The sequence below is a fragment of the Paraburkholderia sp. RAU2J genome, from assembly GCF_003634845.1.
In the GTDB taxonomy this organism is placed as follows: Bacteria; Pseudomonadota; Gammaproteobacteria; order Burkholderiales; family Burkholderiaceae; genus Paraburkholderia; species Paraburkholderia fynbosensis.
This window is the reverse complement of the sequence record NZ_RBXG01000001.1, coordinates 2,945,229-2,971,577: the sequence shown is the minus strand read 5'-3', so window position 1 is coordinate 2,971,577 and position 26,349 is coordinate 2,945,229. Positions and strand designations below refer to the sequence as shown.

Sequence of the window (26,349 nt, the reverse complement as noted above, 5' to 3'; positions counted from 1 at the left end):
TGACAGGTGGTCAGGCAAGCAAAGGGAGAAAGTGATTCAATGAGGGATCAGTTTCTCCCTTGCGAGCTTGAGTGAATTGAGGTAAGTGTGCAGGGGCGTCTTCCACGTAGCACCATCGTCCCTGATCGCCGCGCACCGTGTGTCCATATGCGCCACAAAAGACGACACATGCGGCATGTGGTTAAACTTACTGTAAGTAAGCGCCATGAGCGGCCGTTTTCGGAAGCCAATCGGTCACAAGCGAAGCATCTCTCGATAGCGATCGATCGGAAAGCTCAGCGTTCCGCGGAAATTCACATGCGTAAAGTGCGCTGGCCCCATGCGCCGCAACCAGTCGTCGTCAATCCCTTGGCCCTTGCTTCGCCAACGATCCAGGGTTGCCTGGATGCGCTGTGTATTCCACGCGATGACCAGGTTCGTCAGCAGCGTCAAGGAGCCGGATATCGCGATCATTTCGTCGCGGCGCCGTCCGCGACACGTTCATTTCTTCGCGATCCGTAGCGGCGCCGCGGCGAATCACGTTCGCGTACAGATCATGCGAAACTGCGGAAGAGCCAGCGAGCGTCAGACCCGCGACCACCGCGAGAATCGTCGAGAACATCTGAAGCCGCGCGCAGACCTGCGCTAATTGCACGCTCTGCGCGCGGCAAGGCCGCTGCGCGACCGATCCGTGTCCGACCGGCCGCCCATGCTGATCGATCATGCACTCGGGGTGGCATGTCGGCTGTCGCCCATCGGTCGTGGGTCATCGTATTCCCGCGAAATATCCTTGTTCGTGTAGTCGCCCAGTCGCGAAGCGGCGACCAGGCTGAGCACCGCACATGCGAGGATGTAGATCGCGATCGCATAGCCCGAATGGAAGTAAGCGAACAGCGCGGTAGCGATCAGCGGTGCAGGGCCGCCGGCGATGACGGAGGCCAACTGGTAGCCGAGCGATGCGCCGCTGTAACGCAGCCGTCCCGTGAATGATTCAGCGATCAACGCCGCTTGCGGACCGTACATCATCGCATGCGGTACCAGCGAGAGCACAATGGCCGCGAAGATCCACGTTGGATTTTTGGTGTCGACCATTGCAAAATAGATGAAGCCGAATACGCCGACAGCCGCGGCCCCGATCATGTACATGCGTCGCCGTCCGATCCGATCGGACAGATGGCCGAAGAACGGGATCGTGCCGAATTCCAGCACGGAAGCCGCCAACACCGCCGTCAGCAACAGGTCGCGCGTGGTGCCCAGTGTCGTGACGCCGTATGTGAATACGAAGGCCGTGAAAATATAGAAAGGCGCCTGTTCGGCCATGCGCGCAAAGGCCGAGAGAAGAATGTCTTTCGGCTGGCGGCGTAATACTTCGAGCATCGGCGTCTTCTCGATCCTGCGCTCAGCCAGGAGCTTCGCGAAGATTGGCGTCTCAAGAATATTCAAGCGGATGTAAAGGCCGATCGCGACCAGTACGATACTGAGGAAGAAAGGCACCCGCCAGCCCCATGTCAAAAATGCGCTGCCGAACATTTGGCTCATGGCCAGCACCGCAAGGTTCGCGAGGAACAGACCCGCCGGGACCCCGAACTGCGGCCAGGACGCGACGAAGCCGCGATGCGCGTTGGTGCGTGCCCATTCCATCGACATCAGGACCGAGCCTCCCCACTCGCCTCCGACGCCCACACCCTGGATGAAGCGCAGCACCGTGAGTATGACGGCGCCCCAGATGCCGATCGTCGCATAGGTCGGGACAAAGGCCACGGCAAACGTGGCGACTCCCATCAGCAACAGCGTCACGATCAATGTGGCCTTGCGTCCGATGCGGTCGCCGTAGTGGCCGAAAATGGCCGCGCCGATCGGCCGCGCTATAAAGCCGACGGCATAGATCAGAAAAGCCTGTAGTGTGCCGACGAGCGGGTCCGATTCGGGAAAATACAGCTTCGCGAATACCAGACCGGTGACCGTGCTGTACAGGAAGAAGTCATACCATTCGATCGTCGTACCAATCGTGCTGGCGATGACAGCGCGGCGCAACTGGCGCCGTGCGTCCTCATCGGAGAGGGGCGTCGCCCCTGATTGCGAGGCAGCCATTTGAAACCCCCTAAAAAAGGGTGACATCCTGGGTCGACAGTTAGGACATCGAGAGGTTCCGCAATCGCACGCATTAAACGTCCGCGCTCAAACAGCTATTCGTAGGGAGCAGAATTCGGCTAAAGCACGCGTTTTAGAACTGCATTTTTTGTGCAATGTTCGATCGTCTTGCATGATGACAGCGGTGCTAAAGTTCTGCACAACGCAGAAGGGTCGCGTTGGAGTGTTATCGGCATAAGCCGCGCTATTTGTAGATCGCCCGAGAAAAAACTTGAGCCGCCACAAGGTCCTCAAACCCAACCCGTGCCCCACCCGCGAAAGAAGAACCCCGAAGTAAAAAACCCGCCGCGGCTCAACATTGTGCCGACGGCGGGCGTAGGAGCCGGGTAGGCCCGGCATGGGGTATTCGCTTGCGGATGCTGGCGGTTCTGTTGCATAGCGGAGGCTGGTATGCTGCGGGACCTTACATAATGATGTTAACGACAATGAAAGCGCTGGGTCCGGTGGTAGCCAAAGTGCTGAAGCGGTTGCACTATCCGCTCGAGATAATGTTGGTGTGCGTGCGTTGGTACGTGGCCTACCCGCTGAGCTTGCGCAATCTCGAGGAGATGATGGCCCGAACGCGGGATGGCGGTCGATCATTCGACCGTGCTCCGGTGGGCCATCAAGCTTCTGCCGGTGCTTGAAAAGGCGTTCCGCCGCTGCAAGCGTCCGGTCGGCAAGAACTGGCGGATGGACGAAACCTATGTGAAGGTCCGGGGCACATGGAAGTATCTCTACCGCGCCGTCGACAAGGCCGGCAACACGGTTGACTTCCTGCTGCGAGCCAGGCGGGACAAGGAAGCGGCCCGACGGTACTTCGAGAAGGCCATCGATCAGAATGGCGCGCCCGAAACCGTAACCATCGACGAGAGTGGTGCCAATCTGGCCGGGCTGCACGCCGTGAACGCCGAGCGTGAGACGCCCATCAAGATCCGCCAGGCCAAGTATCTCAACAATATCGTGGAACAAGACCATCGGGCGATCAAGCGCCGTACCCGACCCATGCTGGGATTCATGGATTTTCGTTGTGCCCGCATCTTGTTGAGCGGCATTGAACTCATGCATATGATCGCCAAGGGGCAGATGAAAGACGCAGGCAAACTCAAGCCATCGGCCGCCCGGCAATTCTACTTGCTGGCGATGTAAGCAATCCTCATCATATCGCTATCGTTCGCCCAACTCGCCTTACCGCGACAGAACCCGTAAGGCCTTATGTCGACAGGTAAGCGTCTGGTATCAGGCTTCCCCACTCGTAGTCGATCCTGTCCGGCATGAATGGCAGAACGCCCGCACCCGGCGTGAAAGTAAGTTCACCAAAATAAATCTGGTTATTGGGCGAATACAGGTCCACGCGGACATAGTCGAAGTCCGCCGAGAGCTTGATCCCAGCGTCCACGATCGCATCGAGATTGTCCGGGCGAGGCGGCGGGTTTGCACTGGGTTTGTACTCGCCAATGGCTACGTCCAGATGGTTCCAGTTGACGTCGTACAGATCGCCGCGCGTATCAGCGCCGAATCTGTCCGAGATGACGAGAATGTAGATGACCAGCCGGCCTGATTTGGCACCAAAGCACTGCAGCTTATAGTCGGGGGGAACGTTGCCGCTCTCATCGAGCAGCAGTTGCTCGAAGAAGATACGCGGCTTGATGGGGCGATAGTGCTTTTCCCGACCGATCTTGTAGAAGTCGAGGGACAACCAATGGTCCGCGAGATCCCGCAATTCCTCGAATGAGGTTGCCGATTTGTTTCTGACCACTTTGACATAACTGCTGCCGTGATTCGCCTTCATCACGAACGAGTCCGGCAACGCATCGAATACCTCTTTCGTGAAGGTCTCGGGGGCGGCAAGCAACGGTATAAGATGGCTCTCGCCAAGCTTTCTCGCAACATAGTCCCTGACCGTAAGCTTATCGGTCAACTCCGTGAGCCACGGATCCGGCCGCAGGCTTTTCTGCAGAATTTTCTCGTTGAATGTTTTCGGACGAAGCAGGTTCGGATAACGGCCAATGTACTTGTGATGCAACAGGCTCAAGAACAATGGCGCAGGCAGCATCGACTTGGCCGCGTCTTTCAGCTTGCGCAGAGTTGGGTTGGTCGTCGTCATGGTTCCCATCCCGTCAGATAGTCTTGCCGTATGTGAGGCCAGGTCAGCCTTCCAAGTGCGTCACCGCGGAGTTTAGCGCAAAAAGTCCGTCGTGATTGACGGCGTCGCTAAAGGAAGGTACTTTGGCCCACTTTCGAGAAAACGGCCGCTTTTGCAGGGCTCTCATGCGGCGAGCATGCAAGGCGGCCGATCGTCTGCGGGCCGGGACGCAGTGCGGGCCACAACCGGTCATTCGAGGCGGGGATTGGAATCGTCGACAATTTCTAGCGCCCAGCATCCGGGACTAGATGCTAGCTGGTTGAGCCACGGGGAAATTAGACGATGAGCTTCATGTGCTCGGCCAGAATGGTGCTGCCAATCACGATCAGCACGACGCCGCCCGACAGTTCCACACGCCTGCCTACGACATTACCGATGACACGGCCAAGCATGACGCCGATTGTAATCATGGCCATCGTGGCGAGACCGATCGCGGCTGCGGTCTAATAGATGTTGACGTCGACAAAGGCGAGGCCCACGCCTGCCGCCATGGCATCGATACTCGTCGCAAAGCTGGTGACCGCGGCGTTGTCACGTTCGCGGACTGGTCAGCTAAGATGACGTGATGAAAAAGACGAAATCGCTCTACCACGGCCATCGATTCCCGGCGTCGGTCATCAGTCAGGCAGTTCGGTGGTATTTCCGCTTTCAACTCAGCCTGCGCGACATCGAGGAGTTACTGTTCGAGCGCGGCGTGGTTGTCAGCCATGAATCGATCCGGCGGTGGACGGTAAGCGCGCGATCTAGCACACCGAGCGCGCATCGACGCGCGAAGGCGAACGGGTATGCGAGAGCAAATCGATCGATAGAGGTTTTGCGAGGTGGCGACCGAATCAAGCTCAACGCGCTGCTGTTTCTGTGAGCTTCGCGTAGTTGAACGGTAAGAGGTCAGTCACGTCGGCATGCGGTTCGCGCTTCGGTAGTTCGGTGAGCACGTGCACAAGGTAGGCGTAGGGTTCGACGTTGCAGGCCCTGCAGGTCAGCATAAGACTGTAGATCATGGCGCTTGCCTTCGCGCCGGCAACCGTGTCACTGAACAGCCATGAATTTCTGCCGGTACAGAATGGACGGATGTCTCGCTCGATGACGTTATTGTCGATGGGGGCCAACCCGTCGCTCACGTAGCGACACAGATACGTCCACTGGTTGCGCGTGTATGAGATCGCCTTGCCCAGCAGACTTTCTGGCAGGACTTGCGGGGCCTGGTCGTCCAGCCACTTTCTGAATGCTTCGAGTAGTGGCACGCTGTGCTGCTGACGCAGGCGATATGTGTAGTCAGCGCGTGTCTCGCCTTCGGGTAGATCGGCTTTGGTGAGCGTTTCGACCTGATACAGCGCCTTGAAGTATTCGAGCGCCTGCGCGGCACGGCCGCCCGGTTTCTTCATCCCCTAGTGCTTCAACGAAGGCGCGACGGGCGTGAGCCAGGCAGCCGAAGTGGGTGGGGCCTTCGAGCGTGCGCCAGGCGGCATATCCATCCGTCATCAGCAGGCCTTGATAGCCCGCGAGGAACGCCTGCGGATATTCCTGCCCGCGCCCCGGCTGGTAGTCGAACAGCACGACCGGCTGCGTGCTGTCTTCGGCACTGCGATACGTCCACATGTACGAGGTGCTCTGCGCAGCACGGCCCGGTTGCCGCCGGCCGCCCAGGCCTATATCCGTGAACTTGAGTCAAGCAATCGTCAACTGGGCGAACGCATTGCCCAGCTGGAGGAGCAGTTCCGCCTGGCGCAGAGCAAACGCTTCGCCCCGAGCAGTGAGAAGCTACGCGATCGTGTGTTCGACGAGGCTGAGCAGATCGCTGCCACCGAAGCGCATGACGAGGACGTCGCTGACAACACCTTCACACTGCCCGATACTGGCCTTCCGGATGCGCCGGAACCGGTACGGCGCAGTCCTGGACGCAAACCGCTGCCGGCGGATCTGCCACGTCAGCGCATCGAATACGACCTGCCTGATGACAACCCGGTCCGTTTCATCGCTGACCACGACCACACTGTTGTTCGAGTGCAGGTCGATTCCACTAAACTTGTTCATGCTGGCCTCCTGTGCGTCACGTCGGTGTTCGTACCTCCGACTCTACGCCAGCCGTTCGAGTCGAACGGAGGGGGCCGGCTATATGATTATCAGCGCCCGTGCGACTACAACGTCGCCTCAGGTTGGGGAAGTCCCTCACATTTGAAAAGGTCGCCGTAGGTACCGAGCAACCGATTTACGCCAATCGCTTGAGCCTGATGGGTGTCTGGCGCGAACCGTCGCAGCCATGAATTGAAGAAACGGCTGCGCTCGGCTACTGCATTCGGTCACCGGACCGTCACGTACAACATTCACGCAAGTTCCGCAAATCAGTCCAATCTGCCCTGTTCAGCCAGCTCCAATAAGGTGTCAACTAATTGACGCACCTTCGGTCGCAAATGGCCATTGGTGCAATTTTGGCGCTCGTCAACTGAGTGCTGATGGGACTGGTTGGGCGGCGACACATACCTCCAGGCCGGCACGCCGCCTTCCAGCTTGTTATTACATGCACCTCAAGATGTCACGCAAGTGAAGCCTCAAGTTGTGCCGCGCCTCACTTAGCAGCGAATACCGACACCCCGCCGTTGACGAATCCGTTTGCCGCGCAACTCGGACACCCCGCCGGCGATGTCGCTGAAGAGTACGGAACGAAGATGAGCCCGCTCGCCGGGTCGATCGCAACCGAATGCGCGTTATTGCCCGCGTTCAGGCGAGTAACGACACTGCGGTTGCCCGCGTCGACGATAGTCAACACAGGCGTGCATGGAGATGCCGTCGAGCAGGCGCCGTTCGTCGACGCATTGCCAGAAGACGTCCACCGGCTCGACGCGTTGTAGTAGCGATTGGTGGGCGGATCATATTCGAGTTGATCGCCGCCGCCTGCGTTCAGGGACGCCAGAAGCGCGCCGTTCGAACGGTCAAGAATCTGCATGAGCAAGGGCGCACCAGTCGTCCCTTCCCTGCACCCGACCGCGATATCGTTTCCGGGTCCGAGTGCCAGCCCGGTAGGGTCACAATTGCCTTCGGAGTACATCGCGACGCCCGCAAGGGTCGTGTAGTTCTGCGTGCCACCGTTCGGTATCGCGCGAATGGACGCCCCGGGTAATTTCACCAGTTCGCCATGGGGATTCGCCGTGCTTCCGTCGACGTTCACATAGAAGTTGTCGCTGGCGGCATCGTACCGGCAGGCTTCGAGGCCCGCGGTGGGCTTGCCTGCGCTGTCGGTGAACGTCACTTTGGCGACGACGGTCTGCGTGGCCGTGTTGACGAATGTGGCGAACGGGGGCGTCTCTTCCGGGCTCGAGATCATAAAGATGCCGTGCGTGGGATCCAGACAACCTTCATCCGCGCGCACGCCCGTCGTGCTAACCGTGATTTTGCTTGTCACCACGCCAGCAGCGGGATCGACCACCTTCACGGAGTTCACGTCGCCCACGTAGATGAGGTTGCCGACAGGGGTCGCGCCGTCCGGACCGGCCTGCGAATTCGGCCCGGGGCCAAGCCCCGTAAACGCGAGAGGGCCGCTTCCCTGGATGGCCTTGAGGAAGCTCTTCGACGGTATGTCGATTTGATCCAGAGACGCGTTATTCCTGTCGGTGAAATAGTATCGGCTACCCGAAACGGCGCCGATATCGAATGAGAAGTTGACGCCTGCCGTGACGTTCGGGACGGCGATGTCCGATACATAATGCGGTCCGCTAGTGTTGAGATGATCCCCACCACCACAACCTGCAATCGCGATAGCCGCAGAAGTCGCCAATGCATTCGTCCACATGCATCTCGGCATCGTACACCTCCCATCATCGTCGTCGGAATGGACCTACCTCAAGCGCGTGCCGGAAGAAATAATGGACGCTGCTATAGCTTAGGCATTTCGTTAAACAGCGGTCCTTATCGTTTTCCCAGGTGATAGGTGTCGTGCTTCAGTTTTCCATAAGATTTAACGATGGAAGCATTAATGATCTATGCGAAAACGCACAGCATCCATAACGTACATTCCTGGCAGCAAAGCCTCGTCACTGGATGAACATCCGCGATGGTACGAGGATAGCTCCTTGCATAAGCTGACAGGTGTTACTACGCGTGATGGTCCCGGTGACTGTGCAGCGACTGGCTGTCCGCCGCGCTATGGCGCTTGCATCCATGCCATCTCACCCGTCGGCTTGGCGACGAATGCCAACCTCGGGGGCATGGGCAGAATGCGCTACGAGCAGCAAACGCTGTACCCGGCCGATCCATTCCCCAAATGGTCCCGCGAACCAGCACACGGTTGTGGGGGCGACGGTGCGACGCGTGGCCATTCTGGAGTAACACCAACGAAAGTTATGGCCTTCGCGCCGGCACGTTGCCGGGAGCGCCTCGATTGTCTGGCTGTGATTGGACCCCTGGACGGTCCGCCCCACGATCCTGGCGCGCACTGTTGTCGCCCGAAGCGTTCTTCTTCGTCGGCGCGCTATCCGATGCTATACGATTTAAGGTTTGCAACTGCAGCAGCTTTAAAGCCCGGTTGTTTGTTTCCGCATTGCCCGTACCGGCCAGGCCGCATCCGCATACCAGGCCAATCGTCAGCGTCCATCTGATCATAGTCATTGTCCTCTCCATCGGTCCAATATTGGAGGCGCTCACTACGTGCGGTTCGATGCCTGTTCCGGCCGGGATGCTGCAGGCGCAGCATCAAAGCGGGACGGGTCCTTGACACGGCGGGATTGATCAAACCTCCGCGCAGACACAAGGCCGACACGGATCACGCAGCAAAGCCGGGTAATCTTGCGGGCAGCTCAAAAAGCCGGCGCCGCGGCCCGCGAGGTCCGCCCCGAGAGCCAATATCGCGAACAGTCTGACCGTGACTCTCACCTCCTATCAGTTAGAGAGAAGAGGAAAGGTCTTTGTTCGACATTGGCGCGCAAGACCGTAGGGAGTTGTATCGAAAAGTTACGGCTGGAACAGCGACAAGTGCGCGCGATGGACCGACACCCGAATGTCTGAGCGCGGGTGCAAGCGAATGACTCTTCAGCCGACCACTGCCGAATGCAATCGGCAGTGCTTGACCCGGTTGTGGTGAAAATTCGGCAGGTGGGCCGAAATCGCCCATTTTTCAGGGACCTCAACGAGCTGAAAGAACCGCCATCCAGATCGAGGGCGAAGTGGTATCTTTGAGGTGCACGCCGGTGAGATCAAACTCGCCTTTGCGAATGCGATACATCAGTTCGATGCCGGAGAGGGTCACGACCGGGTTCCGGAACCGCTTGAACCCGAGCATCACGTTCACCCGCGATTTGATGTGGCGGTAATCCTGTTCGATCAGGTTGTTCAGGTACTTCGAGGATCGCAATTTCGTTCGCCTGAGTAGCGACCCGTCAGTCTTCATCTCGCGGACCGCCCGATGAGATGCCCGCGTAGCCGTCCAGCGTGATCGTTCCAGGAGCGCGCCCCTGAGTTCCGATCGCCTTCGCGAAAAATGCCTTTGCTGCCGCCACATCGCGCCTGGCGCTGAGGCGAAAATCGATCGTCTTTTCCGTCCGGTCAGCCGCCGGCGTCGATCCGGGCGATGTCGAAGTTCTCGTCGAGCGCGCTCGTAAGGCAACGGAGGCAGGAACATGTCCCGGTTGACGGGCGGTTGTCAGGGTCGGCAATCTCCGGATACGGCATGTCGAGCGTGCGTGGATCGGTGATCACGCCGCTGAGAGCCGAGGCGGTAGCTGTCTCCGGGCTGACCAGACACACCTGGTCCTCGCGAGTTCCGGAGCGACCCGGAAAGTTGCGCGGCACCGTGCGTAGCGATATCCCTTTCGTGGCTGGCGCCTGTCCCATGGTGATACACCCGTTGCAGCCCGTCTTGTGCAGGCGCGCACCGGCGTGAAGGAGGCTTACGATGTGCCCATCACGAACCAGCCGTTCGAGCTGCGCCCTCTAGGTCGGATTAACGCCGAACGACACGCGATCGTGAATCGCACGATTCGTGCGTCATGCCGCCGCCACAGCGAAGTCGCGATAACCCCGGGTTGGCGGACGAACCGATGTGGGGTTGTCGTACTTTTTGTGCAAATTCTGGCGGTCTGCATCTAAAAATCCATATTGATAAATGGCTTGCGAAGACGCTGATTATGGGAAAGCCCGAAAGCCGGCGATCCTCGCTGCGAGCGGCGCTCCGCGCGACTACCGCCAGATTGCGCACGATTTGGACGATTACCCCCTCATCCAGATCGTCGCGCCATAGCCCAGCAGCAATTTCGCGGTGGTGGCGACCCAGCTCGGCGCCGATCGCAATCCACAAGTGCCTGTGCAGAGGTTGATTGCAAAACCTGCAACAATGCCAACGGCCGCCTCTTCAAGGCGCTCTCGCGCGGCAGATGACCCGTTACCGCGCTCTGCAATCGCCTTCTACAAAATATGCAACACCCAAGACGGGTAACCATAGTGGGATTCGTTTGATCGCTCAATGGCCATGGTCGCCCTCAGAGTAAGGCTGTCACACGTCAAAACAGGCTTCAGGCTCCATTTCGTCATATTTTGTAATGACGTTTTGCGAGATAATGACGTGCGCATGGAACCGGTTCCAAATATCATCCGTGCGGCGGCAAAATAGCTTTTTGCGGACGCAATTGCGCGTCCCACTCTGGTGACTGGATAACATGCCTGAATTCCCCCTTACCTCCCGCCGAGGCTTTCTGCGCTCGGCAATTGCGCTGGTTCCGGCCGGCACGCTGGCCGGTTGCGACGTCCAACACGACGCTTCGAACCATGGGGCGACAGCGTCGAACGCTGGCTCGCAGGGCCAGCAAAATGCGCCTCGTGCCGACTACAAGCCCCGCTTCTTCGATGCAAAGGAATGGGCGTTCGTGAACGCGGCCGTTGACCGGCTGATACCGTCGGACGCCGAAGGGCCGGGGGCCGTCGAAGCGGGTGTGCCGGAGTTCATCGACCGTCAGATGGACACACCCTATGCGCATGGCGCGCTCTGGTACATGCAAGGCCCGTTCAGGCAGGGCGTGCCCGAACTGGGTTACCAGCTGAAGCTGGTGCCGCGTGATCTGTACCGGCTCGGCATCGCCTCGGTGAATGCGTACTGCACGAAAACCTACGCCAAACCTTTCGACGCGCTCGATGCGGCAACCCGCGACACCGTGCTCAGCGCGCTCGAAAAGGCCAGCGTCGAGCTGCCGGACGTGCCCGCCAACGTGTTCTTCGCGCAGCTGCTGCAAAACACCCGCGAAGGCTATTTCTGCGACCCGATCCACGGCGGCAATCGTGACATGGGCGGCTGGAAAATGATCGGCTTCCCCGGCGCGCGCGCGGATTTCATGGACTTCGTCAACCAGAACGGTCAGCCGTATCCGTACGGTCCCGTGTCGATTGAAGGAAAACGCACCTGATGGCCACTCATAGCAAACCGCATGTCGACGCGGTGATCGTCGGCTTTGGCTGGACCGGCGCGATCCTCGCGAAGGAACTGACCGAAGCGGGTCTGAAAGTCGTCGCGCTCGAACGCGGCGAGTATCGCGATACGTACCCCGACGGCGCCTATCCGAACACGATTGACGAACTCACGTACAGCGTTCGCAAGAAGCTGTTCCTCGACCTGTCGAAGACGACCGTTTCGATCCGCCACAACGTCACGGAAACCGCGCTGCCCTATCGTCAACTCGCCGCTTTCCTGCCGGGCGAAGGCGTGGGCGGCGCCGGGCTGCACTGGTCGGGCGTGCATTTCCGGATCACGCCGGAAGAGTTGCGTCTGCGCAACCACTACGAAGAACGCTACGGCAAGAAGTTCCTCCCGGAAGGGATGACGATCCAGGATTACGGCGTCAGCTACGACGAACTCGAACCGCATTTCGACTTCGCCGAGAAAGTGTTCGGCACCTCGGGCCAGGCGTACAAGGTCAACGGCAAGATCGTCGGCGACGGCAATTTCTTCGAAGCGCCGCGTAGCGATCATTTCCCGCTGCCCGCACAGCTGAACACCTATTCCGCCGAGCGCTTCGGCAAGGCCGCGAGCGAACTCGGGCTGCATCCGTATCGTCTGCCGTCGGCGAACACGTCGGGCCCGTACACGAATCCGTACGGCGCGCAGATGGGTCCGTGCAACTTCTGCGGTTTTTGCAGCGGCTACGCGTGCTACATGTATTCGAAGGCTTCGCCGAACGTCAACATCCTGCCCGCACTGAAACAGTCGCCGCACTTCGAATTGCGCACGCGCTGTCACGTTCTGCGCGTCGACCTCGACGATTCGAAAAAGCTCGCAAAGGGCGTCACTTATGTCGATCCATCGGGCCAGGAAGTGTTCCAGCCCGCTGATCTCGTGATCGTCGCGGCGTTCCAGTACCACAACGTCCATCTGTTGCTGCTGTCGGGTATCGGCAAGCCATACGACCCGATCTCCGGCGAAGGCGTCGTGGGCCGCAATTTTGCGTATCAGAACCTGTCGACCATCACCGCTTTCTTTGACAAAGACACCTACACCAATCCATTTATCGGTGCGGGCGGCAACGGCGTTGCGGTCGACGATTTCAACGCGGACAACTTCGATCACGGCCCGCTCGGCTTTGTCGGCGGATCGCCGTTGTGGGTGAACCAGGCAGGCACGAAGCCAATCAGTGGCATTGCGACGCCGGCCGGCACGCCGAACTGGGGCAGCACGTGGAAGAAGTCGGTGAAGGACCACTACGCACATACGGTTTCGATGGATGCGCACGGTTCGAACATGTCGTATCGCGACGTCTTCCTCGACCTCGATCCGACTTACCGCGATTCGTACGGCCAGCCGCTATTGCGGATGACGTTCGACTGGAAAGACAACGACATCGCGATGGCACGTTACGTCACTGGGCAAATGCATAAGATCGCCGAGCAGATGGGTCCGAAAGCGATCAACGTGTATACGCGCGAATACGGCGCGCATTTCGATTCACGCCGCTATCAGACCACTCATCTGGTGGGTGGCGCGGTGATGGGCACGGACCCGAAGACAAGCGTGCTGAATCGCTATCTGCAAAGCTGGGACGTTCATAACGTGTTCGTGATGGGGGCGTCAGCATTCCCGCAAGGCATAGGCTACAACCCGACGGGTCTCGTCGCGGCCCTCGCCTACTGGTCCGCGCGTGCGATCCGCACACAGTATCTGAAGAACCCCGGTCCGCTGGTGAGCGTATGAGCGTGAGTATGACGATAACTTCTTCGAAGCGCATGCATCGCGCGATCCGATCCGTGTGGGCGGCAGGTGTTTGCGCTGCATTGTTGGGGCCGCTTGCAATTGATGCGGCGCAGGCTGCCGCGACTACCGCTCCAGCTTCGGTCGCGGTGCAAGCCTCACGAGCCCCTACGTCCGACGCCGCGCTGATTGCGCACGGCGAATACCTCGCACGTGCGGGCGATTGCATCGCGTGTCACTCGGCGCCGTCGGGCAAACCGTTCGCGGGCGGGCTGAAGTTCGACACGCCGATCGGCGCAATCTACTCGACCAACATCACACCGGAGCGCAACACCGGCATCGGCTCGTGGACTTTTGCGCAGTTCGATCGCGCAGTTCGGGCCGGCGTGCGTCCGAACGGCGACACGTTGTATCCGGCGATGCCGTACCCGTCCTACGCGCGCCTGAGCGACGACGACATGCATGCGCTTTACGCGTATTTCATGCACGGCGTCGCGCCGGTCAAGCAGAGCAATCGTCCGGTCGATATCGTGTGGCCGCTGTCGATGCGCTGGCCGCTCGGCATCTGGCGCTATCTGTTTGCCCCCGATCCGAAAGCGTTCGACGCCACCCATTACAGCAATCCGGTTCTCGCACGCGGCGCGTATCTGGTCCAGGGCCTCGGCCACTGCGGTGCCTGCCACACGCCGCGCAGCGTGACGATGGAGGAACTCGCGCTGGACGATCTCGACGGATCGAGTTATCTGTCCGGCGGCGCACCGATCGACGGCTGGGTGCCGTCGAGCCTGCGCGGCAATCCGCGCACCGGCGTCGGCGCATGGAGCGAGGCCGACCTTGTGCAATTCCTGAAGACCGGCCGCACGGCGCACGCTGCCGCATTCGGCGGAATGACGGATGTCGTGCAGCACAGCGCGCAATACATGAGCGACGCCGATGTCACCGCGATGGCCCGTTACATCAAGACGCTGCCATCCACCGATCCCGCCGAACAGCCCTACGCATTCGACGACACGGCGGCCCGTGCATTGCGGACCGGCGACGCGAGTGCACCGGGCGCAGCGGTCTATCGCGACAGCTGCACCTCCTGCCACCGCAGCGACGGACGCGGCTACACGGGCGTGTTCCCGGCACTCGGCGGCAATCCTGTCGTGCAGGGCAAGGACGCCACGTCGGTGATTCATGTGCTGCTGTCGGGTAGCGCACTGAAAGGCACGAAGACCGCACCGTCGACTTTCACGATGCCGGCGTTCGGTTGGCGCCTGAGCAACCAGGAAGTGGCCGATGTGACCAACTTCGTGCGCAGCAGTTGGGGCAATACCGGCTCCACGGTCAGCGCGTCGGACGTCGCCAAGGTCCGCAAGACGGTCACCGTCACTGCGCCCGAATTGCCGCCGGGTGCGACACGCCACTAGTAGACCGGAACGCCAGCACGGGCTGACGTAGCTGACGTTCAGCGCACGACGTCTGCCCCCTCACGCCCTCACGATTCCCGTTCGACGTCAGTCAGCCTCATCGCCCGAGGCGGACGGCGCTCGCACGGAACAACGCGAGATCGCCGTTCAGGCGACCTGAGATCGACGCTTTATCAAACACATGACAATGATAAAAAAGCATTGGTTTTCCACGCCCCTCCTGCTGTCCTTCGCGGGAATCGCATCCGCGCAGAGTTCGGTGATGCTGTACGGCATCGTCGACGCGGGTATCACTTATCGGACCAACGAACGCACCGGCTCGACGGGCGCGTACACCGGGCATTCGAATGTGGCTGCCACGAGCGGCAATCTGTCGGGAAGCCGCTGGGGCATCAAGGGTAACGAACAGCTCGGCGGCGGCTGGACCGCGCTGTTCCAGCTCGAAGACGGCTTCGATATCTCCAACGGCAAGGTCGGTCAGAACGGTGGTCTGTTCGGGCGTCAGGCGTTCGTGGGGATTGGCAGCGCGCAATACGGGACCATCACGATGGGTCGTCAGTACACTTCGCTGAATGACTTCGTGAGTCCAGTCGCGCCGGTTGCGCTAGTCGGCGGCTACGGCGCGCATCCGGGCGATATCGACGATCTCGACCAGACCGCGCGCGTCAACAATTCGATCAAATACACCAGCCCGACCTACGCGGGGTTCACGTTCGGCGCGCTGTACGGTTTCGGCGGCCAGCCCGGCAGCCTGAAACAGCAGAACACATGGAGCGTCGGCGCGTCGTATGCGAATGGACCGGTCCACGTTGGAGTCGGCTATGAACGCTCGGACAACAGCAAGAACGGCGCAACCGACACGACCGCCGGCAAATGGAGCGGCACCGACGACGGCCTGTTCAACTCGTCGATTAACGAAGGCTACGCGAGTGCGCAGTCGCAGCAGATCATTGCCGCCGGTGCGACCTACGATTTCGGGACAGCGATTGTGGGCATGAACTACAGCAACGTGCAGTACAGACCAGGCGCGGATTCGCTGTTCAACGGTCGTGCCACCTTCAATATCGCAGGCTTATTCGCGCAGTGGAACCTGCGCCCGTCGGTGCAACTGTTCGCGGGCTACAGCTACACCCGCGGCGGCGAAGTGGATGGCGTCGACGATCGTGCGCAATATCACACCGTGTCGCTCGGTGCGCAATACAACCTGTCGAAGCGCTCAACGGTCTATCTGATGGGGGGCTATCAGCACGCATCCGGTACGACGCTCGATGCGCTCGGCAACCCGGTCGCAGCGACCGCGTCAGTCACCGACAAGGGTAATGGCCATTCGTCGGCAGCGCAGTCGCAAGCGATCGTCAGCGTGGGGGTACGGCATAAATTCTGAGGTTGCAAAACGCACTCTAATCTTTTTGTGCGTACGACGCGTTACGGGAACGCGTCGTACATGCAGCAGCCGGGTAATAGCAGAACTACCGGCAAAGAGCATCGATTTACTGCGGCTCTAAATCATCAACTCATGGTGAACCGACGGCTTCTGGGCAAGCAAACTGGAAAGCTTTCTCAAGGCCGCATCAAGCCGCTCGCGACCCCGACAGCGGCCGAGTGAAATACGGATTGCGTATTTCGGGGCAGCTGGACACGCGTTTCGCGTGAAGGTGGACAGGTATTTCGCACGAAGCTGGACAGTCGGAGCGCAGCGACGCAGGAGTTTTCCGGTTTTACTCTGACTGCAGGTTTTCGGTCAAACGTATCCGTCAGCGGAACCTGTTAGGCTGGCTTTGCGCGGCTAGATGTCGAGGATCTTTCGCAGCGGAGAGTACGAAACGCGCCAGTGGCCAACGGTGTTATTAACGGCAACCGACGCGGTCTTGGCATTTAGCCTCACGACGACTCCGACGCGCTCGCTTAGGTGCTTGTCGGTGAAGCCGACTTTGTCGCCGATGAAGAACTCTTCACGCTGTGTTCTCGTCGGCGGTGTCGGTTCGACGTGAGGCTGCAGTGAGGAACTGACATCGTTCTGCCAGACACTGCTTACCGAACTGCTGCAGCACCTCGCCGCGATCGAAGGGCGTCTGCATTTCTTAGAAAGCTCGATCCAGTCGTTCATGAAGCACTCGACGCTTTGCAGGAAGATCGCCCGGGTACCCGGCATTGGCCCGATCACCGCCACGGCTCTCGTTGGCGCAGTCGGAGACGCCCGACAGTTCCACAACGGTAGACATCTGGCCGCGTGGCTCGGTCTGGTGCCTCGACAGTATTCTTCCGGCGGCAAGCTTCGCCTGCAAGGCATCAGCAGACGAGGCGACACTTATCTGCGCACGCTGCTCATTCACGGCGCACGGGCCGTGCTGCGCTACGTCGCGGGAAAACCGGATGCGCGCAGCGTCTGGCTGCAGCAACTGATCGCACGACGCGGACATAATTGCGCCGCGGTCGCGCCGGCCAACAAGAACGCGCGCATCATCCAGGCACTTCTGAGCGGTGACACGGACTACGTTGCACCGCGCGCAGTCGTCTGAGCGATACCCTGCAACATCCGGACGACCGGACAATTCATGTGGTTTGCGAAGCTTCTCTAAGTGATGACGAAAATGGTTGAACCAGCATCCTGAAACCTGTGAACCTGGTCGGCAGTCCCATTGGGCAAGCCGTTAATGTGCTAAGGACAGAATGCGCGGATCTCATCAAGGCTGCGGGCGTGCTTCGGCAAATCGCCCAACGGCAAGCCGGATACATGCATGCAGACCGTTTCGACGTCAGGAAAAAGAAGCTTGCAAAAGGCGTCGGGTCCATACATGCCAGGTTCCTGCAAATCTCACAACACCATTTCGGCCTCAAAGCTCTGTCGTACGAGGTTCTCCGAATTTTTCAGGCTCGACTAGATACAGTCGATTTGTCAAAATACGCTTCACCGATGCGCGGCCCGCTTTCCCGTGGGGCCGTTGTGTTGGATTACTGCTGATCGGGCCTCGCAGATTAACAGCGATCAGTAATACGCTCTAAATCTCACGCTCTCAATCTGCCGCCGCTGTCGCGGAGTGGGCAGCACCACATGCGTGATTTCAAGCCTCTAACGCTACGCGTTGAACGAGTGCGCACTTAAAAAATCGATAAAAGCGCGCAGCTTGGGCACCACGTACTTGCTCGAAGGCCAAAGAACTGTCAACGAACGCGGCTGTTGCTCCTCAGCATCAAGCACCCTTTTCAACTGGCCGCGCTCAAGAGCGTCACGAACACAGAAATCTGGCAAACAAGCGATGCCCCTGCCTTGCGTCGCGAGGAAAGCAAGTGTCTCGATGGCGTTACAGCTTATCGTAGAGCGCACATTTTGCAGAATCAGGTTATTCCAGCCGTCGACGGGCCACGGCTCAATCTTGCCAGTATTAGGAAACTTATAGAGCAGGCATCTATGTCGCAACAGGTCCGTTAGTATCTCCGGACTGCCCTCTCGGACAAGATAATCTGGCGACGCTACCAACAATCTTTGAAAAGTGAGGATTTGCCGGCTCACCAATCTGCTGTCGTCAACATCTCCAATCCGGACAACCGCATCAAAAGCCTCATCAATCAGGTCTACCTTGCGATCCGAAAAATCAACTTCCAGCTCAATGTTAGGGAACGCAATCATAAACTGATCTAGAACTGAGTGAAGCAGTGTTCCGACATAGGGCAGGCTAACTCTCAATAGGCCCCGGGGGGCGCCTTTGATGTCAGACAGCTCCTCTTCAGCTGCCGCCATTTCCGAAATAATTCGCTGACATCGCTGCAAGAAGAGAACGCCCTCAGCGGTGAGTTTCATATTCCGGGTGTTCCGCTGAAACAGCCGAGTCGCCAAACGCTCTTCAAGGCGCGAAACACTTTTCCCCACAGCTGAGGCAGAAATACCGAGTATCCGCCCGGCGTCAACAAAGCTGCACGTCTCCGCCGATTTGACGAACGCAACGAGTCCCGCAAAATTGTCCATCACGTCTCCGGCATCTACGCATTCAGGACGTCAACGTCCGATATGCAAGGAGGCAAAGCCCATTTATCTCACCTTACCTGATGGATTACAGTTTCGATGGATGGCGATCAGCCATCTTACGAAAGCATTTTGTAACATACTGGAGCGAAAGATGACGCAGTTGTTTCCCTATGCTGGTCAAGAGTTCACCGTCAATTACGGCGGGGATTTGATCTTCAAGAACATTTACTCGAAAGACGGAAAGCACGTTACCGCAGAGTTTCTCGCCGGTGAAATGGCAGGGGCGAAAATGACCATGCCTTTTTGCTGGCAAGCATTGCCGGCCGGCGACTTCTTGCTTTGGTGGCAGGAAGACGACAAGTCCACCATCGTACACTGCGATAATTTCGAAGCGAAGAAATCCAAGACCTTCTACACGAAGCTCGACGGCAGCTTTTACGTTCTCGATGGTGTCATTTCCTGACCATTGAAGCGCCTTGTTTTCGAAGACAGAGGGGCGCGAGACAACACTTAGACGAGAGCCATCAATTGTTTCTGGAACATATAACGGAAGAAGTAATTTCCCGCGCCCTCAACGCCGCGGATAATTTCGATGCAACCATTTGCGTCAGTGTTGTGGATAAAAACGGCCTCTTGTGTGGTTTCCGACGTATGGTGGACGTAATTCCTGGCGCCATCGATGTCGCTTTCAAGAAAGCTCGCACGGCGTCCCTGTTCCGGCTAGATACGGAGGAAATCGGGAAGGTGATGCGCCCGGACGGCGTCGCATACACTCTCGAATTCACAAACGGCGGTCTGATTGGCTTCGGCGGCGGCGTTGTCATTTATGACAACACCGCCCGTGTTGTAAGAGCAGTCGGTGTGTCCGGCGCGACTCCGGGAATCGACAATCAAATTGCATTGAAGGCCGCGGGGCGCGAATGACCGGAAATCGCAATGAGACTTTACGGTCTCTCGCATCGTTAGCTATCGCGGCATTTGCGATCGGCGCAGCGGAGTTTATCGTTGTCGGTGTACTACCCGCTATCTCTCTCGATCTTCACGTTTCGTTGGCACGAGCTGGCGGCCTGATCGGAGTCTATGCGTTTGCGTTGGCAATCGGAACGCCGATTACGGTCCTGGCGACTTCGCATCTAGGTCGCAAGCCGTTGCTCATTGGGCTGGCGCTCGTATTCTTCGCTGGCAATGTCGCCGCCGCTTTGTCCAGAGACTTCAGCACACTACTTATCGCCCGGGTTCTTACCGCAGTTGCACACGGAAGCTTTTTCGCAGTCGGAGCTTCGGTCGCGGCGCGTCTGGCGAAACCTGGACAAGCCAGCCGGGCAATTGCTCTCATGTTTGCTGGGCACACTTTAGCAATGGTGGTGGGTGTCCCTCTAGGGACCTATTTCGGCAACTTGTTCGGATGGAGACTGCCGTTTTTGCTGATCGCGTGCATAGCGTTCGCGTCGGTACTCGCGATCGCCAAATGGCTCCCTTCGGTCTCAATGCCCACGTCGCAAAGTCGGACAGATCAGTTGATGACAATAAGGAATCCGGCCATCCTAACAATGATGGCAGTTACGATTCTTGGTTTTGGGGCAAGTTTTGCTCCATTTTCCTTCATCACGCCGATATTAGTGAATGTGGCTGGGTTCACAATAGCTGGCGCAAACCTGATGCTCGTCGTTTTCGGCTTGGCGACGCTGTTCGGCAACTCGATCGGCGGCGCGGCGGCCGCGCGAATTGGCTGGCTCGGCACGCTCAAGGGGATCTTCGTCCTTTTGGCTGCGACGCTCGGTGCCATCGGATTTCTTGCTCACTCCCCCGCTGCACTGGTGTGTTTGCTGTTCATTTGGGGAGGTCTTGCATTTGGCATGTCGCCAGCTTGTCAGGCGGCGATGCTCTCGACGGCAGAAGCATTTGCCCCTGGAGCAATTGACTTTGCATCAAGTCTCAATATCTCGGCTTTCAATCTCGGAATTACATTGGGCGAGACGACTGGCGGCTTCATGGTAGCAAAGGAACATTTGCCGCAGACGCCACTCCTGGGCATGATCTTGGTGATCAGTGCGATAATTCCACTCAAGCGTTTAGGTACGTTACACACACGCTCGTGAGGTTCGGTAACGCCGGTATTGCACCGGGGTGCCGAAACGGAGACAAGCAGTTGAGATACGCGCACTTGGTTGACTGTTCCGTTCTCCCGGCCGTTTCCACCATTTCCATCGCGCCGGTTACGCCTTGTGCAACACCGATTCGGAGGTGAGACTGTCCTCGATGAAACGGATCAAAGCGCGCCCGGCATTGTGATCTTCGTTCGCTTCACCAAAGACCACGATCTCGCAGGGCGGCAGGTGATGGCTAATGCACGTAAGCCGCGGTTCCGCAACAACGAAGACTGCCCAAGAATGGCTAGGCCAGCGCCTGCGGCGATGGCTGCTTCGACACCCAACAGGCTGGTGCACGTATAGACCACTTCGCTTGCCCGTCCAATGCCCGCAAGCGCGTCGATGGCCATGCGCCGATAAGGACACTGGTCCGGCAAGGCTACCAACTGCACAGGAGCATCTTCGCTCCATATGAAGTCGCTTGCACCGACCCAACGTAAGCGTGGCACCAGCGACGTATTGACTGGGTCCTTGAGTTTCAGACCACGGTGCGGAGCTGATCGGCATCGACCCACGGCGCCAGTTCGTCGATGCGGTTAATCGCATGGTCGGCGATGCGTGCGAGCACGAAGCGCAGATACGCCTCGGGATCGATGCCGCCGGCAACGACGTTTCCAACGCCAACGTCGGTCGTGCCGTTCTCGTCGGTTGCCGCCAGTCGATGCCTTCCAGCAGCATCGACAGTTGCGCCGGGCTCAGGCAGATAACACCACCGTCGGCTTGAGGCCATACGGAAGCGTCCCTTCTCGAGTCGCTTGTAACATAGCTCGGAATGCAGGCCTTGTTGATACCTCGACGCAGCTTGTCCTCATAACTCATCCCTTCCATCCGATCAGTGGCCGGCAGCTCGTCTGCGTTGGCGAGCGCTATAACCGCGCCGGCAAGCGTCTCTTGCTGCGCATCGACGACAAGAGCTGCTGCTCCGTTCCCCCGAAGTGGACCGATATGAGCGAGCCTGATCCTGAAGTCACCATGGGGCAAGAACGTGCGCTGTTCACGGTCGTGGACTTGATGGAGCTTGCTTGCCTCGTGACACGCCTCTCCTCGCACAGGCGAGCTGATAGCGCTAACTAGCTGTAAGCCGAATTTTGCCACATATGTAAAATAATTAATGCCGCAATTCTCTAAACATTAATCCCGCTGTTGCACTTCACCCTTGAAACCGCCCTCTCGGGCCGTCCTTTCACGAACCCGATGCTTCGCGCTCAAGTCACACAGAAAACTGACGATCATTTCTATAGGTGTTCCGGGACCAAAAATCGCCGCTACCCCGTGGTCGAATAGCTGCCGATGGTGGGCGTGCGCCACGATGCCACCGACTACGACGGGAATGCTGAGTCCCCTTGAGGCAAGTTCGGGGAGTAGTTGCGGCACGACCGTCAGGTGCGCCCCCGCCATCGTCGATATGCCCAGAACTTCGCATTCGCATTGCACCGTCCGCTCGACGATCTCCGAGACTGATTCAAACAATTGCCCTTCCCTCACGTCGAAACCGGCATCCGACAACGCGCCCGCTACGATCTTCATGCCGCGATCATGACCGTCCTGCCCGATTTTCGCGATGAGAATGCGTGGGCGTCTACCCAACTCCCCGCTCAGCGCCTGCACATCGTTACACGCGCGAACCCACTCAGGATCGTTGCCTCTCTCGTTGCCATAGTGCCCTGTGCTATTCGTGCGCGGTGGCATGTAACGCGGCCATACCGCTTCGAGCGCGCGCGTGCATTCGCCGACGGTCGCCCGCAAGCGAATACATTCGACCGTCGCCGCCAGCAGATTTCCTTGCCCGTCGCGTGCCGTCTGGGCGAGCCTCGCAAGACTTGCAGCCACGTCCCGATCATTCCTCTGGGCACGCACCGCCTGGATCCGAAGTGCTTGCAGCTGACGCACGTGCCGGTTATCGACCTCAAAACACTCGGGTGCGACGTCCGACGATTCATCGCGAAAGCAATTTTCTCCGACAATCCGCGTGCCGCCCGAATCGATCCGCGCCTGCGTTTTCGCCGCACATGCGCGGATCCGCTGCTGTACCCAGCCGGAATGAATCGCCGCGAGCACACCGCCGTGCGCGTCCATTTCGGCCATCGCGGCCTCCGTTTTCGCAACGATATCCGCAGTCAGCGACTCCATCATGTATGAGCCGGCCCACGGATCCACGACATCGCACAAGCCCATCTCGTGTTGCAGGATCAATTGGGTGTCGCGCGCCAGCCGCGACGACGACGCCGACGGCAGCGCGAGCGCCTCGTCATACGCGTTGGTGTGCAAGGATTGGGTACCGCCGAATACCGCCGCCATCGCCTCGACCGCTGTACGGACGATGTTGTTTTGCGGGTGATGCGCGCAGAGCGACCATCCCGAAGTCTGACAATGCATCCGCAGCGCTAGCGCTTTTGACGAGCGCGCACCCAACCCGGCTGCAATGCGCGACCAGACGATCCGCGCCGCCCGCAGCTTCGCAACCTCCACGAAGAAGTCCGTGCCGACACCGAAAAAGAAACTGAGTTGAGCACACACGTCGTCGGGTGTGCGACCGCGCCGGCATAGTGTCGTCACATATTCGCGCGCATTGGCGAATGTCAGTGCCAGTTCGAGAACGGGATCTGCACCGGCCTCCTGGAAGTGATAGCCGGATACCGATAACGCATTGAAACGCGGCATTCGCGCAGCGAGATAATCGGCGACATCGGCAACGATCCGCATCGAAGGTTCGGGCGCATGAATCCACGTGTTGCGGACCATGTACTCCTTCAGGATGTCGTTCTGGATCGTACCGCTCAGTGCGTCGGCACTGACGCCGCTCTCCTCCGCTGCAACAATGAAAGCAGCAAGCACCGGAAGCACGGCGCCGTTCATCGTCATTGAGACTGACACTCGATCGAGCGGAATACCTTCGAACAGCCGCGCCATGTCTTCGACGGTGTCGATTGCAACGCCCGCCATCCCGACATCGGCAAGCGCCTCGGCATCGGTCGAATCGTAGCCGCGTTGAGTCGGCAGATCGAACGCAACCGACAGGCCTTGCGCGCCGTCCTGCAACGCTGCACGAAACGCCAGATTCGAATCCGCGGCGTCCGCATAGCCCGTGTATTGACGAATCGTCCACGGCTTGTGCGTGTACATCGACGGGTAAGGTCCGCGCACAAACGGCGCATTGCCGGGCAGGCTATCGAGGTGGTCTATACCTGAGAGATCGGCGGAGGTGTAAAGCTGCCTGAGCGGCACGGTACGTGGCTTCTCCTGAGGGCTCATCCTCTCCTCCAGCGCTTCTTCGTCACGACATCCGCAATCTTCTGGCCGTCGCTCAGACGCTTCACTTCGCACCGGTGAGCCAGATCATCGGAATCGACCGAACGTTCAACGAAAGTCACTTCAAGCGCATCGCCGACATTGATATTGCCGTGATAGAACACGTCGCGACTGACCGTAACGGGCGGTTTGGGAAAGCGATACGTTTGCCACTCGGCGCGGTCGACAAACGAAGCGAAACTAGCGAAATAGAGAAAGTCGGCACCATTGAAATCGTTATTGGGGCAAGGCAAAAACTCGACCGCCTCGGGAAGCTCCAAAGTACTCATCCTCGCACTCGTCTGGCAGCGACCTCCACCTTTACGAAAGCGCTTGCCCGCCTCGGTCATCTCAACCGCTTCTTCTGGCACAGACATGATGTCACCCGCCAGTTCCTTGAATGCCGCGCGTACCACGGAGCGGTTGTTGCCCGCTTCGGAGCAATTGACGAAGGTCGACATCATCGACAGCGTCGCCACGGTTTGCTGCGCATCGACGATCCGGTGCCGGCTGAAGTGACGCACCGGACCGACGCGACATAGTTCTGTGTCAATGCTGAAGTCATCGTTTTCGTCGATACCGTCAAGCGATTGCGCACGCAAGCTGAGCGCGGTAAACGCGGCATAGGATCGAACCCCATCGTCGGCAATGAACTCAGGCACCACGCGGGCCGTGTCCAGTGCTAGCGCTTCCCAATGACGGTGTCCGCACTCCTTTAGCAGCCAGCTTTCGGACAAGCCGGTCAAGCTCAATTGCGGCATACCGGCGCGGTATCGTGCTGAAGACCGCTGCATCGGCTTATGCAGCGAGCGCTGCCGCGCTCGCTGAGCCGACTGCCACCCCGCGCGCAGCACAAATCGCATCAACAATATGTTGCGCATCGCGAGCGATGCCCGAGAAGCGCCCGGAACCCCACGTATGCAGCCACGGCAGGCCAACGAAATAAAGCCCAGGCAGGGCAGTGATGCCGCGCGAATGCGCCGGATAGCCGCGTCCGTTGAACACGGGCGCGTCGAGCCACGCAAAGTCCGGCGTAAAGCCAATACACCAGATCACCGACGTGATGCCGCTCGCCGCGAGATCGAGCGTCGTGCGCTCGCTGTGCGGTCGCCATACAGGTTCGTAACGCGTGCCGGCGGGCGCGTCGATGCCATTCCTTTCGATGTAGCCGTCGATGCTCGCGTTGATGCGGTTATACGTATCGTCCGCGTCGTCGAGATTCGCGCCAAGGTTCGGTGTAAAGCGCAACTGCCCGTCGCGCAGATCTTCGAGACGGCCGTACAGTTCCATGCCCTCGGCGGCGAACTTCCGCAGATCGATATCACGTCCGCCGTCACGACCGGTTACGTAGTGATTGGTGTTGTCACGCACGCCTTCGCGTAATGGATGCTGCTCGACGGGCATATCGTAGTAGCGCATGTCGGCCAGCCAGTCCACCACATCGCGCCCGCGATAGAAACGCGCGCAGCGGGGCGCCTCACCCACCGCGAGCACCACTTTCTTTCCGGCGAGATGCAGGTCTTCCGCGATCTGCGCACCCGATTGTCCCGAGCCGACGACCAGCACCGCTCCATCCGGCAACGCCTGCGGATTGCGGTATTCGGACGACTGAAGCTGCACGATGCCAGCGGGCAGACGCTCTGCCATGCGCGGCACGATCGGTGTGTGATAGCCGCCCGACGCGACCACCACATGATCCGCCGTAAACGCGCCCGCCGACGCATTCACTGCATAGCGGCCATCGATTCCACGCGTCACGCGTTGCACGGCCGTGTGTTCGAGCACGGGGGCATCAAGCTTCGCAACGAACCTGTCAAGGTACGCGATGATCTCGTCCTTCTTCATGAAGCCGTGCGGATCGTCGCCTTCATACGGATGCCCCGGCAACGCGCATTGCCAGTTCGGCGTGACGAGACAGAATGCATCCCAGCGCTGGTTGCGCCACGTATGCGTGACGGTGTTCTTTTCGAACACCAGATGATCGATACCGGCTTGCTTCAGGTAATAGCTGATCGACAATCCTGCCTGACCGCCGCCGATCACCAGCACGCTGTAATGGCCGCTTTCGGCGTTTCGTTGCTGTGGGATTGCTGTGCTCGACATGACGTGCTCCTCAAGAA

At 59.1% G+C, this 26,349-nt stretch carries 17 protein-coding genes and 9 pseudogenes; 11 read left to right on the top strand and 15 right to left on the bottom strand.

The genetic code is table 11. The features are described 5' to 3' along the window. Window positions 1–234 precede the first annotated feature (234 nt). The 3 genes and pseudogenes from B0G69_RS13585 to B0G69_RS13575 all read right to left on the bottom strand — a co-directional run. A pseudogene (locus B0G69_RS13585) lies at window positions 235–480 on the bottom strand (Tn3 family transposase); the annotation flags it as partial. Next, window positions 470–598, bottom strand: a pseudogene (locus B0G69_RS13580) (hypothetical protein); the annotation flags it as partial. The pseudogenes B0G69_RS13585 and B0G69_RS13580, both read right to left, overlap by 11 nt. A 101-nt stretch (window positions 599–699) precedes the next feature. Then, window positions 700–2,070, bottom strand: a complete 1,371-nt coding sequence (locus B0G69_RS13575) for an MFS transporter (protein ID WP_121317672.1) — start codon at window positions 2,068–2,070, stop codon at window positions 700–702. A gap of 485 nt (window positions 2,071–2,555) precedes the next feature. On the opposite strand from B0G69_RS13575, the gene B0G69_RS13570 reads away from it, so the two are divergent. Then, window positions 2,556–3,258 (top strand): IS6 family transposase gene (locus B0G69_RS13570; protein WP_121317670.1). Its coding sequence is split into 2 segments (ribosomal slippage): window positions 2,556–2,687 and window positions 2,689–3,258, totalling 702 coding nucleotides; the frame shifts between segments, so codons are not numbered across the junction. A gap of 64 nt (window positions 3,259–3,322) precedes the next feature. Here the strand turns inward: B0G69_RS13570 and B0G69_RS13565 are convergent. Both B0G69_RS13565 and B0G69_RS13560 read right to left on the bottom strand, forming a co-directional pair. Continuing rightward, window positions 3,323–4,225 (bottom strand): ATP-grasp fold amidoligase family protein, encoded by a 903-nt coding sequence (locus B0G69_RS13565; RefSeq protein ID WP_121317668.1) that lies wholly within the window; start codon window positions 4,223–4,225, stop codon window positions 3,323–3,325. A gap of 305 nt (window positions 4,226–4,530) precedes the next feature. After that, window positions 4,531–4,779 (bottom strand): annotated as a pseudogene (locus B0G69_RS13560) (manganese efflux pump); the annotation flags it as partial. 41 nt (window positions 4,780–4,820) lie between these two features. On the opposite strand from B0G69_RS13560, the pseudogene B0G69_RS13555 reads away from it, so the two are divergent. Further along, window positions 4,821–4,982, top strand: a pseudogene (locus B0G69_RS13555) (IS6 family transposase); the annotation flags it as partial. 112 nt (window positions 4,983–5,094) lie between these two features. On the opposite strand, the pseudogene B0G69_RS13550 reads toward B0G69_RS13555, so the two are convergent. Beyond that, window positions 5,095–5,878: pseudogene (locus B0G69_RS13550) on the bottom strand (IS66 family transposase); the annotation flags it as partial. Between B0G69_RS13550 and B0G69_RS13545 the strand changes: the two are divergent. Continuing rightward, window positions 5,867–6,214 (top strand): annotated as a pseudogene (locus B0G69_RS13545) (transposase); the annotation flags it as partial. The pseudogenes B0G69_RS13550 and B0G69_RS13545 overlap by 12 nt on opposite strands. 607 nt (window positions 6,215–6,821) lie before the next feature. On the opposite strand, the gene B0G69_RS13540 reads toward B0G69_RS13545, so the two are convergent. From B0G69_RS13540 to B0G69_RS41390, 3 genes and pseudogenes are all read right to left on the bottom strand, one after another. Then, window positions 6,822–8,027 (bottom strand): hypothetical protein, encoded by a 1,206-nt coding sequence (locus tag B0G69_RS13540; protein ID WP_241991318.1) that lies wholly within the window; start codon window positions 8,025–8,027, stop codon window positions 6,822–6,824. A gap of 1,344 nt (window positions 8,028–9,371) precedes the next feature. Continuing rightward, window positions 9,372–9,798: pseudogene (locus tag B0G69_RS13530) on the bottom strand (DDE-type integrase/transposase/recombinase); the annotation flags it as partial. After that, the gene (locus tag B0G69_RS41390; protein WP_241991365.1) at window positions 9,791–10,111 is read right to left on the bottom strand and encodes an aconitase family protein; all 321 of its coding nucleotides are present in this window, start codon (window positions 10,109–10,111) and stop codon (window positions 9,791–9,793) included. The pseudogene B0G69_RS13530 and the gene B0G69_RS41390, both read right to left, overlap by 8 nt. A 788-nt stretch (window positions 10,112–10,899) precedes the next feature. Here B0G69_RS41390 and B0G69_RS13520 point away from each other — a divergent pair. The 4 genes from B0G69_RS13520 (at window position 10,900) to B0G69_RS13505 (ending at window position 16,211) form a co-directional block, all read left to right on the top strand. Further along, window positions 10,900–11,640, top strand: a complete 741-nt coding sequence (locus tag B0G69_RS13520; RefSeq protein ID WP_121317662.1) for a gluconate 2-dehydrogenase subunit 3 family protein — start codon at window positions 10,900–10,902, stop codon at window positions 11,638–11,640. Next, a complete protein-coding gene (locus B0G69_RS13515; protein ID WP_121317660.1) occupies window positions 11,640–13,418 on the top strand; it encodes a GMC family oxidoreductase in 1,779 nt (592 codons plus the stop codon). Before B0G69_RS13520 ends, B0G69_RS13515 begins: the two co-directional genes overlap by 1 nt. An 8-nt stretch (window positions 13,419–13,426) precedes the next feature. Beyond that, window positions 13,427–14,827 (top strand): cytochrome c, encoded by a 1,401-nt coding sequence (locus B0G69_RS13510; protein ID WP_121317658.1) that lies wholly within the window; start codon window positions 13,427–13,429, stop codon window positions 14,825–14,827. Window positions 14,828–15,008: 181 nt separating this feature from the next. Continuing rightward, window positions 15,009–16,211, top strand: coding sequence for a porin (locus B0G69_RS13505; RefSeq protein WP_199731202.1), 1,203 nt, complete (start codon window positions 15,009–15,011; stop codon window positions 16,209–16,211). A 402-nt stretch (window positions 16,212–16,613) separates the two neighbouring features. Here B0G69_RS13505 and B0G69_RS41385 read toward each other — a convergent pair whose 3' ends face one another. Then, the gene (locus B0G69_RS41385) at window positions 16,614–16,934 is read right to left on the bottom strand and encodes a hypothetical protein (protein WP_199731200.1); all 321 of its coding nucleotides are present in this window, start codon (window positions 16,932–16,934) and stop codon (window positions 16,614–16,616) included. Here B0G69_RS41385 and B0G69_RS13495 point away from each other — a divergent pair. Next, window positions 16,876–17,346 (top strand): annotated as a pseudogene (locus B0G69_RS13495) (IS110 family transposase); the annotation flags it as partial. The gene B0G69_RS41385 and the pseudogene B0G69_RS13495 sit on opposite strands and share 59 nt — an antisense overlap. 557 nt (window positions 17,347–17,903) lie before the next feature. On the opposite strand, the gene B0G69_RS13485 reads toward B0G69_RS13495, so the two are convergent. After that, window positions 17,904–18,791 carry a LysR family transcriptional regulator gene (locus tag B0G69_RS13485; protein ID WP_121317652.1) on the bottom strand — a complete coding sequence of 296 codons (888 nt, stop codon included), beginning with the start codon at window positions 18,789–18,791 and terminating at the stop codon, window positions 17,904–17,906. Between the two features lie 151 nt (window positions 18,792–18,942). On the opposite strand from B0G69_RS13485, the gene B0G69_RS13480 reads away from it, so the two are divergent. The 3 genes from B0G69_RS13480 (at window position 18,943) to B0G69_RS13470 (ending at window position 20,890) form a co-directional block, all read left to right on the top strand. Continuing rightward, window positions 18,943–19,254 carry a hypothetical protein gene (locus tag B0G69_RS13480; RefSeq protein ID WP_121317650.1) on the top strand — a complete coding sequence of 104 codons (312 nt, stop codon included), beginning with the start codon at window positions 18,943–18,945 and terminating at the stop codon, window positions 19,252–19,254. A gap of 65 nt (window positions 19,255–19,319) precedes the next feature. Beyond that, window positions 19,320–19,715, top strand: a complete 396-nt coding sequence (locus B0G69_RS13475) for a heme-binding protein (protein ID WP_121317648.1) — start codon at window positions 19,320–19,322, stop codon at window positions 19,713–19,715. Further along, a complete protein-coding gene (locus B0G69_RS13470; protein WP_121317646.1) occupies window positions 19,712–20,890 on the top strand; it encodes an MFS transporter in 1,179 nt (392 codons plus the stop codon). Before B0G69_RS13475 ends, B0G69_RS13470 begins: the two co-directional genes overlap by 4 nt. A gap of 529 nt (window positions 20,891–21,419) precedes the next feature. Here B0G69_RS13470 and B0G69_RS13460 read toward each other — a convergent pair. The 4 genes and pseudogenes from B0G69_RS13460 to B0G69_RS13440 all read right to left on the bottom strand — a co-directional run. Next, a pseudogene (locus B0G69_RS13460) lies at window positions 21,420–21,539 on the bottom strand (transposase domain-containing protein); the annotation flags it as partial. A 533-nt stretch (window positions 21,540–22,072) separates the two neighbouring features. Next, a complete protein-coding gene (scpA, locus tag B0G69_RS13450) occupies window positions 22,073–24,193 on the bottom strand; it encodes a methylmalonyl-CoA mutase (RefSeq protein ID WP_121317642.1) in 2,121 nt (706 codons plus the stop codon). Beyond that, window positions 24,190–25,023 (bottom strand): Pnap_2097 family protein, encoded by an 834-nt coding sequence (locus B0G69_RS13445; protein ID WP_121319380.1) that lies wholly within the window; start codon window positions 25,021–25,023, stop codon window positions 24,190–24,192. Before B0G69_RS13445 ends, scpA begins: the two co-directional genes overlap by 4 nt. A 4-nt stretch (window positions 25,024–25,027) precedes the next feature. Then, the gene (locus B0G69_RS13440) at window positions 25,028–26,332 is read right to left on the bottom strand and encodes an MSMEG_0569 family flavin-dependent oxidoreductase (RefSeq protein ID WP_121317640.1); all 1,305 of its coding nucleotides are present in this window, start codon (window positions 26,330–26,332) and stop codon (window positions 25,028–25,030) included. Between the last annotated feature and the right edge of the window lie 17 nt (window positions 26,333–26,349).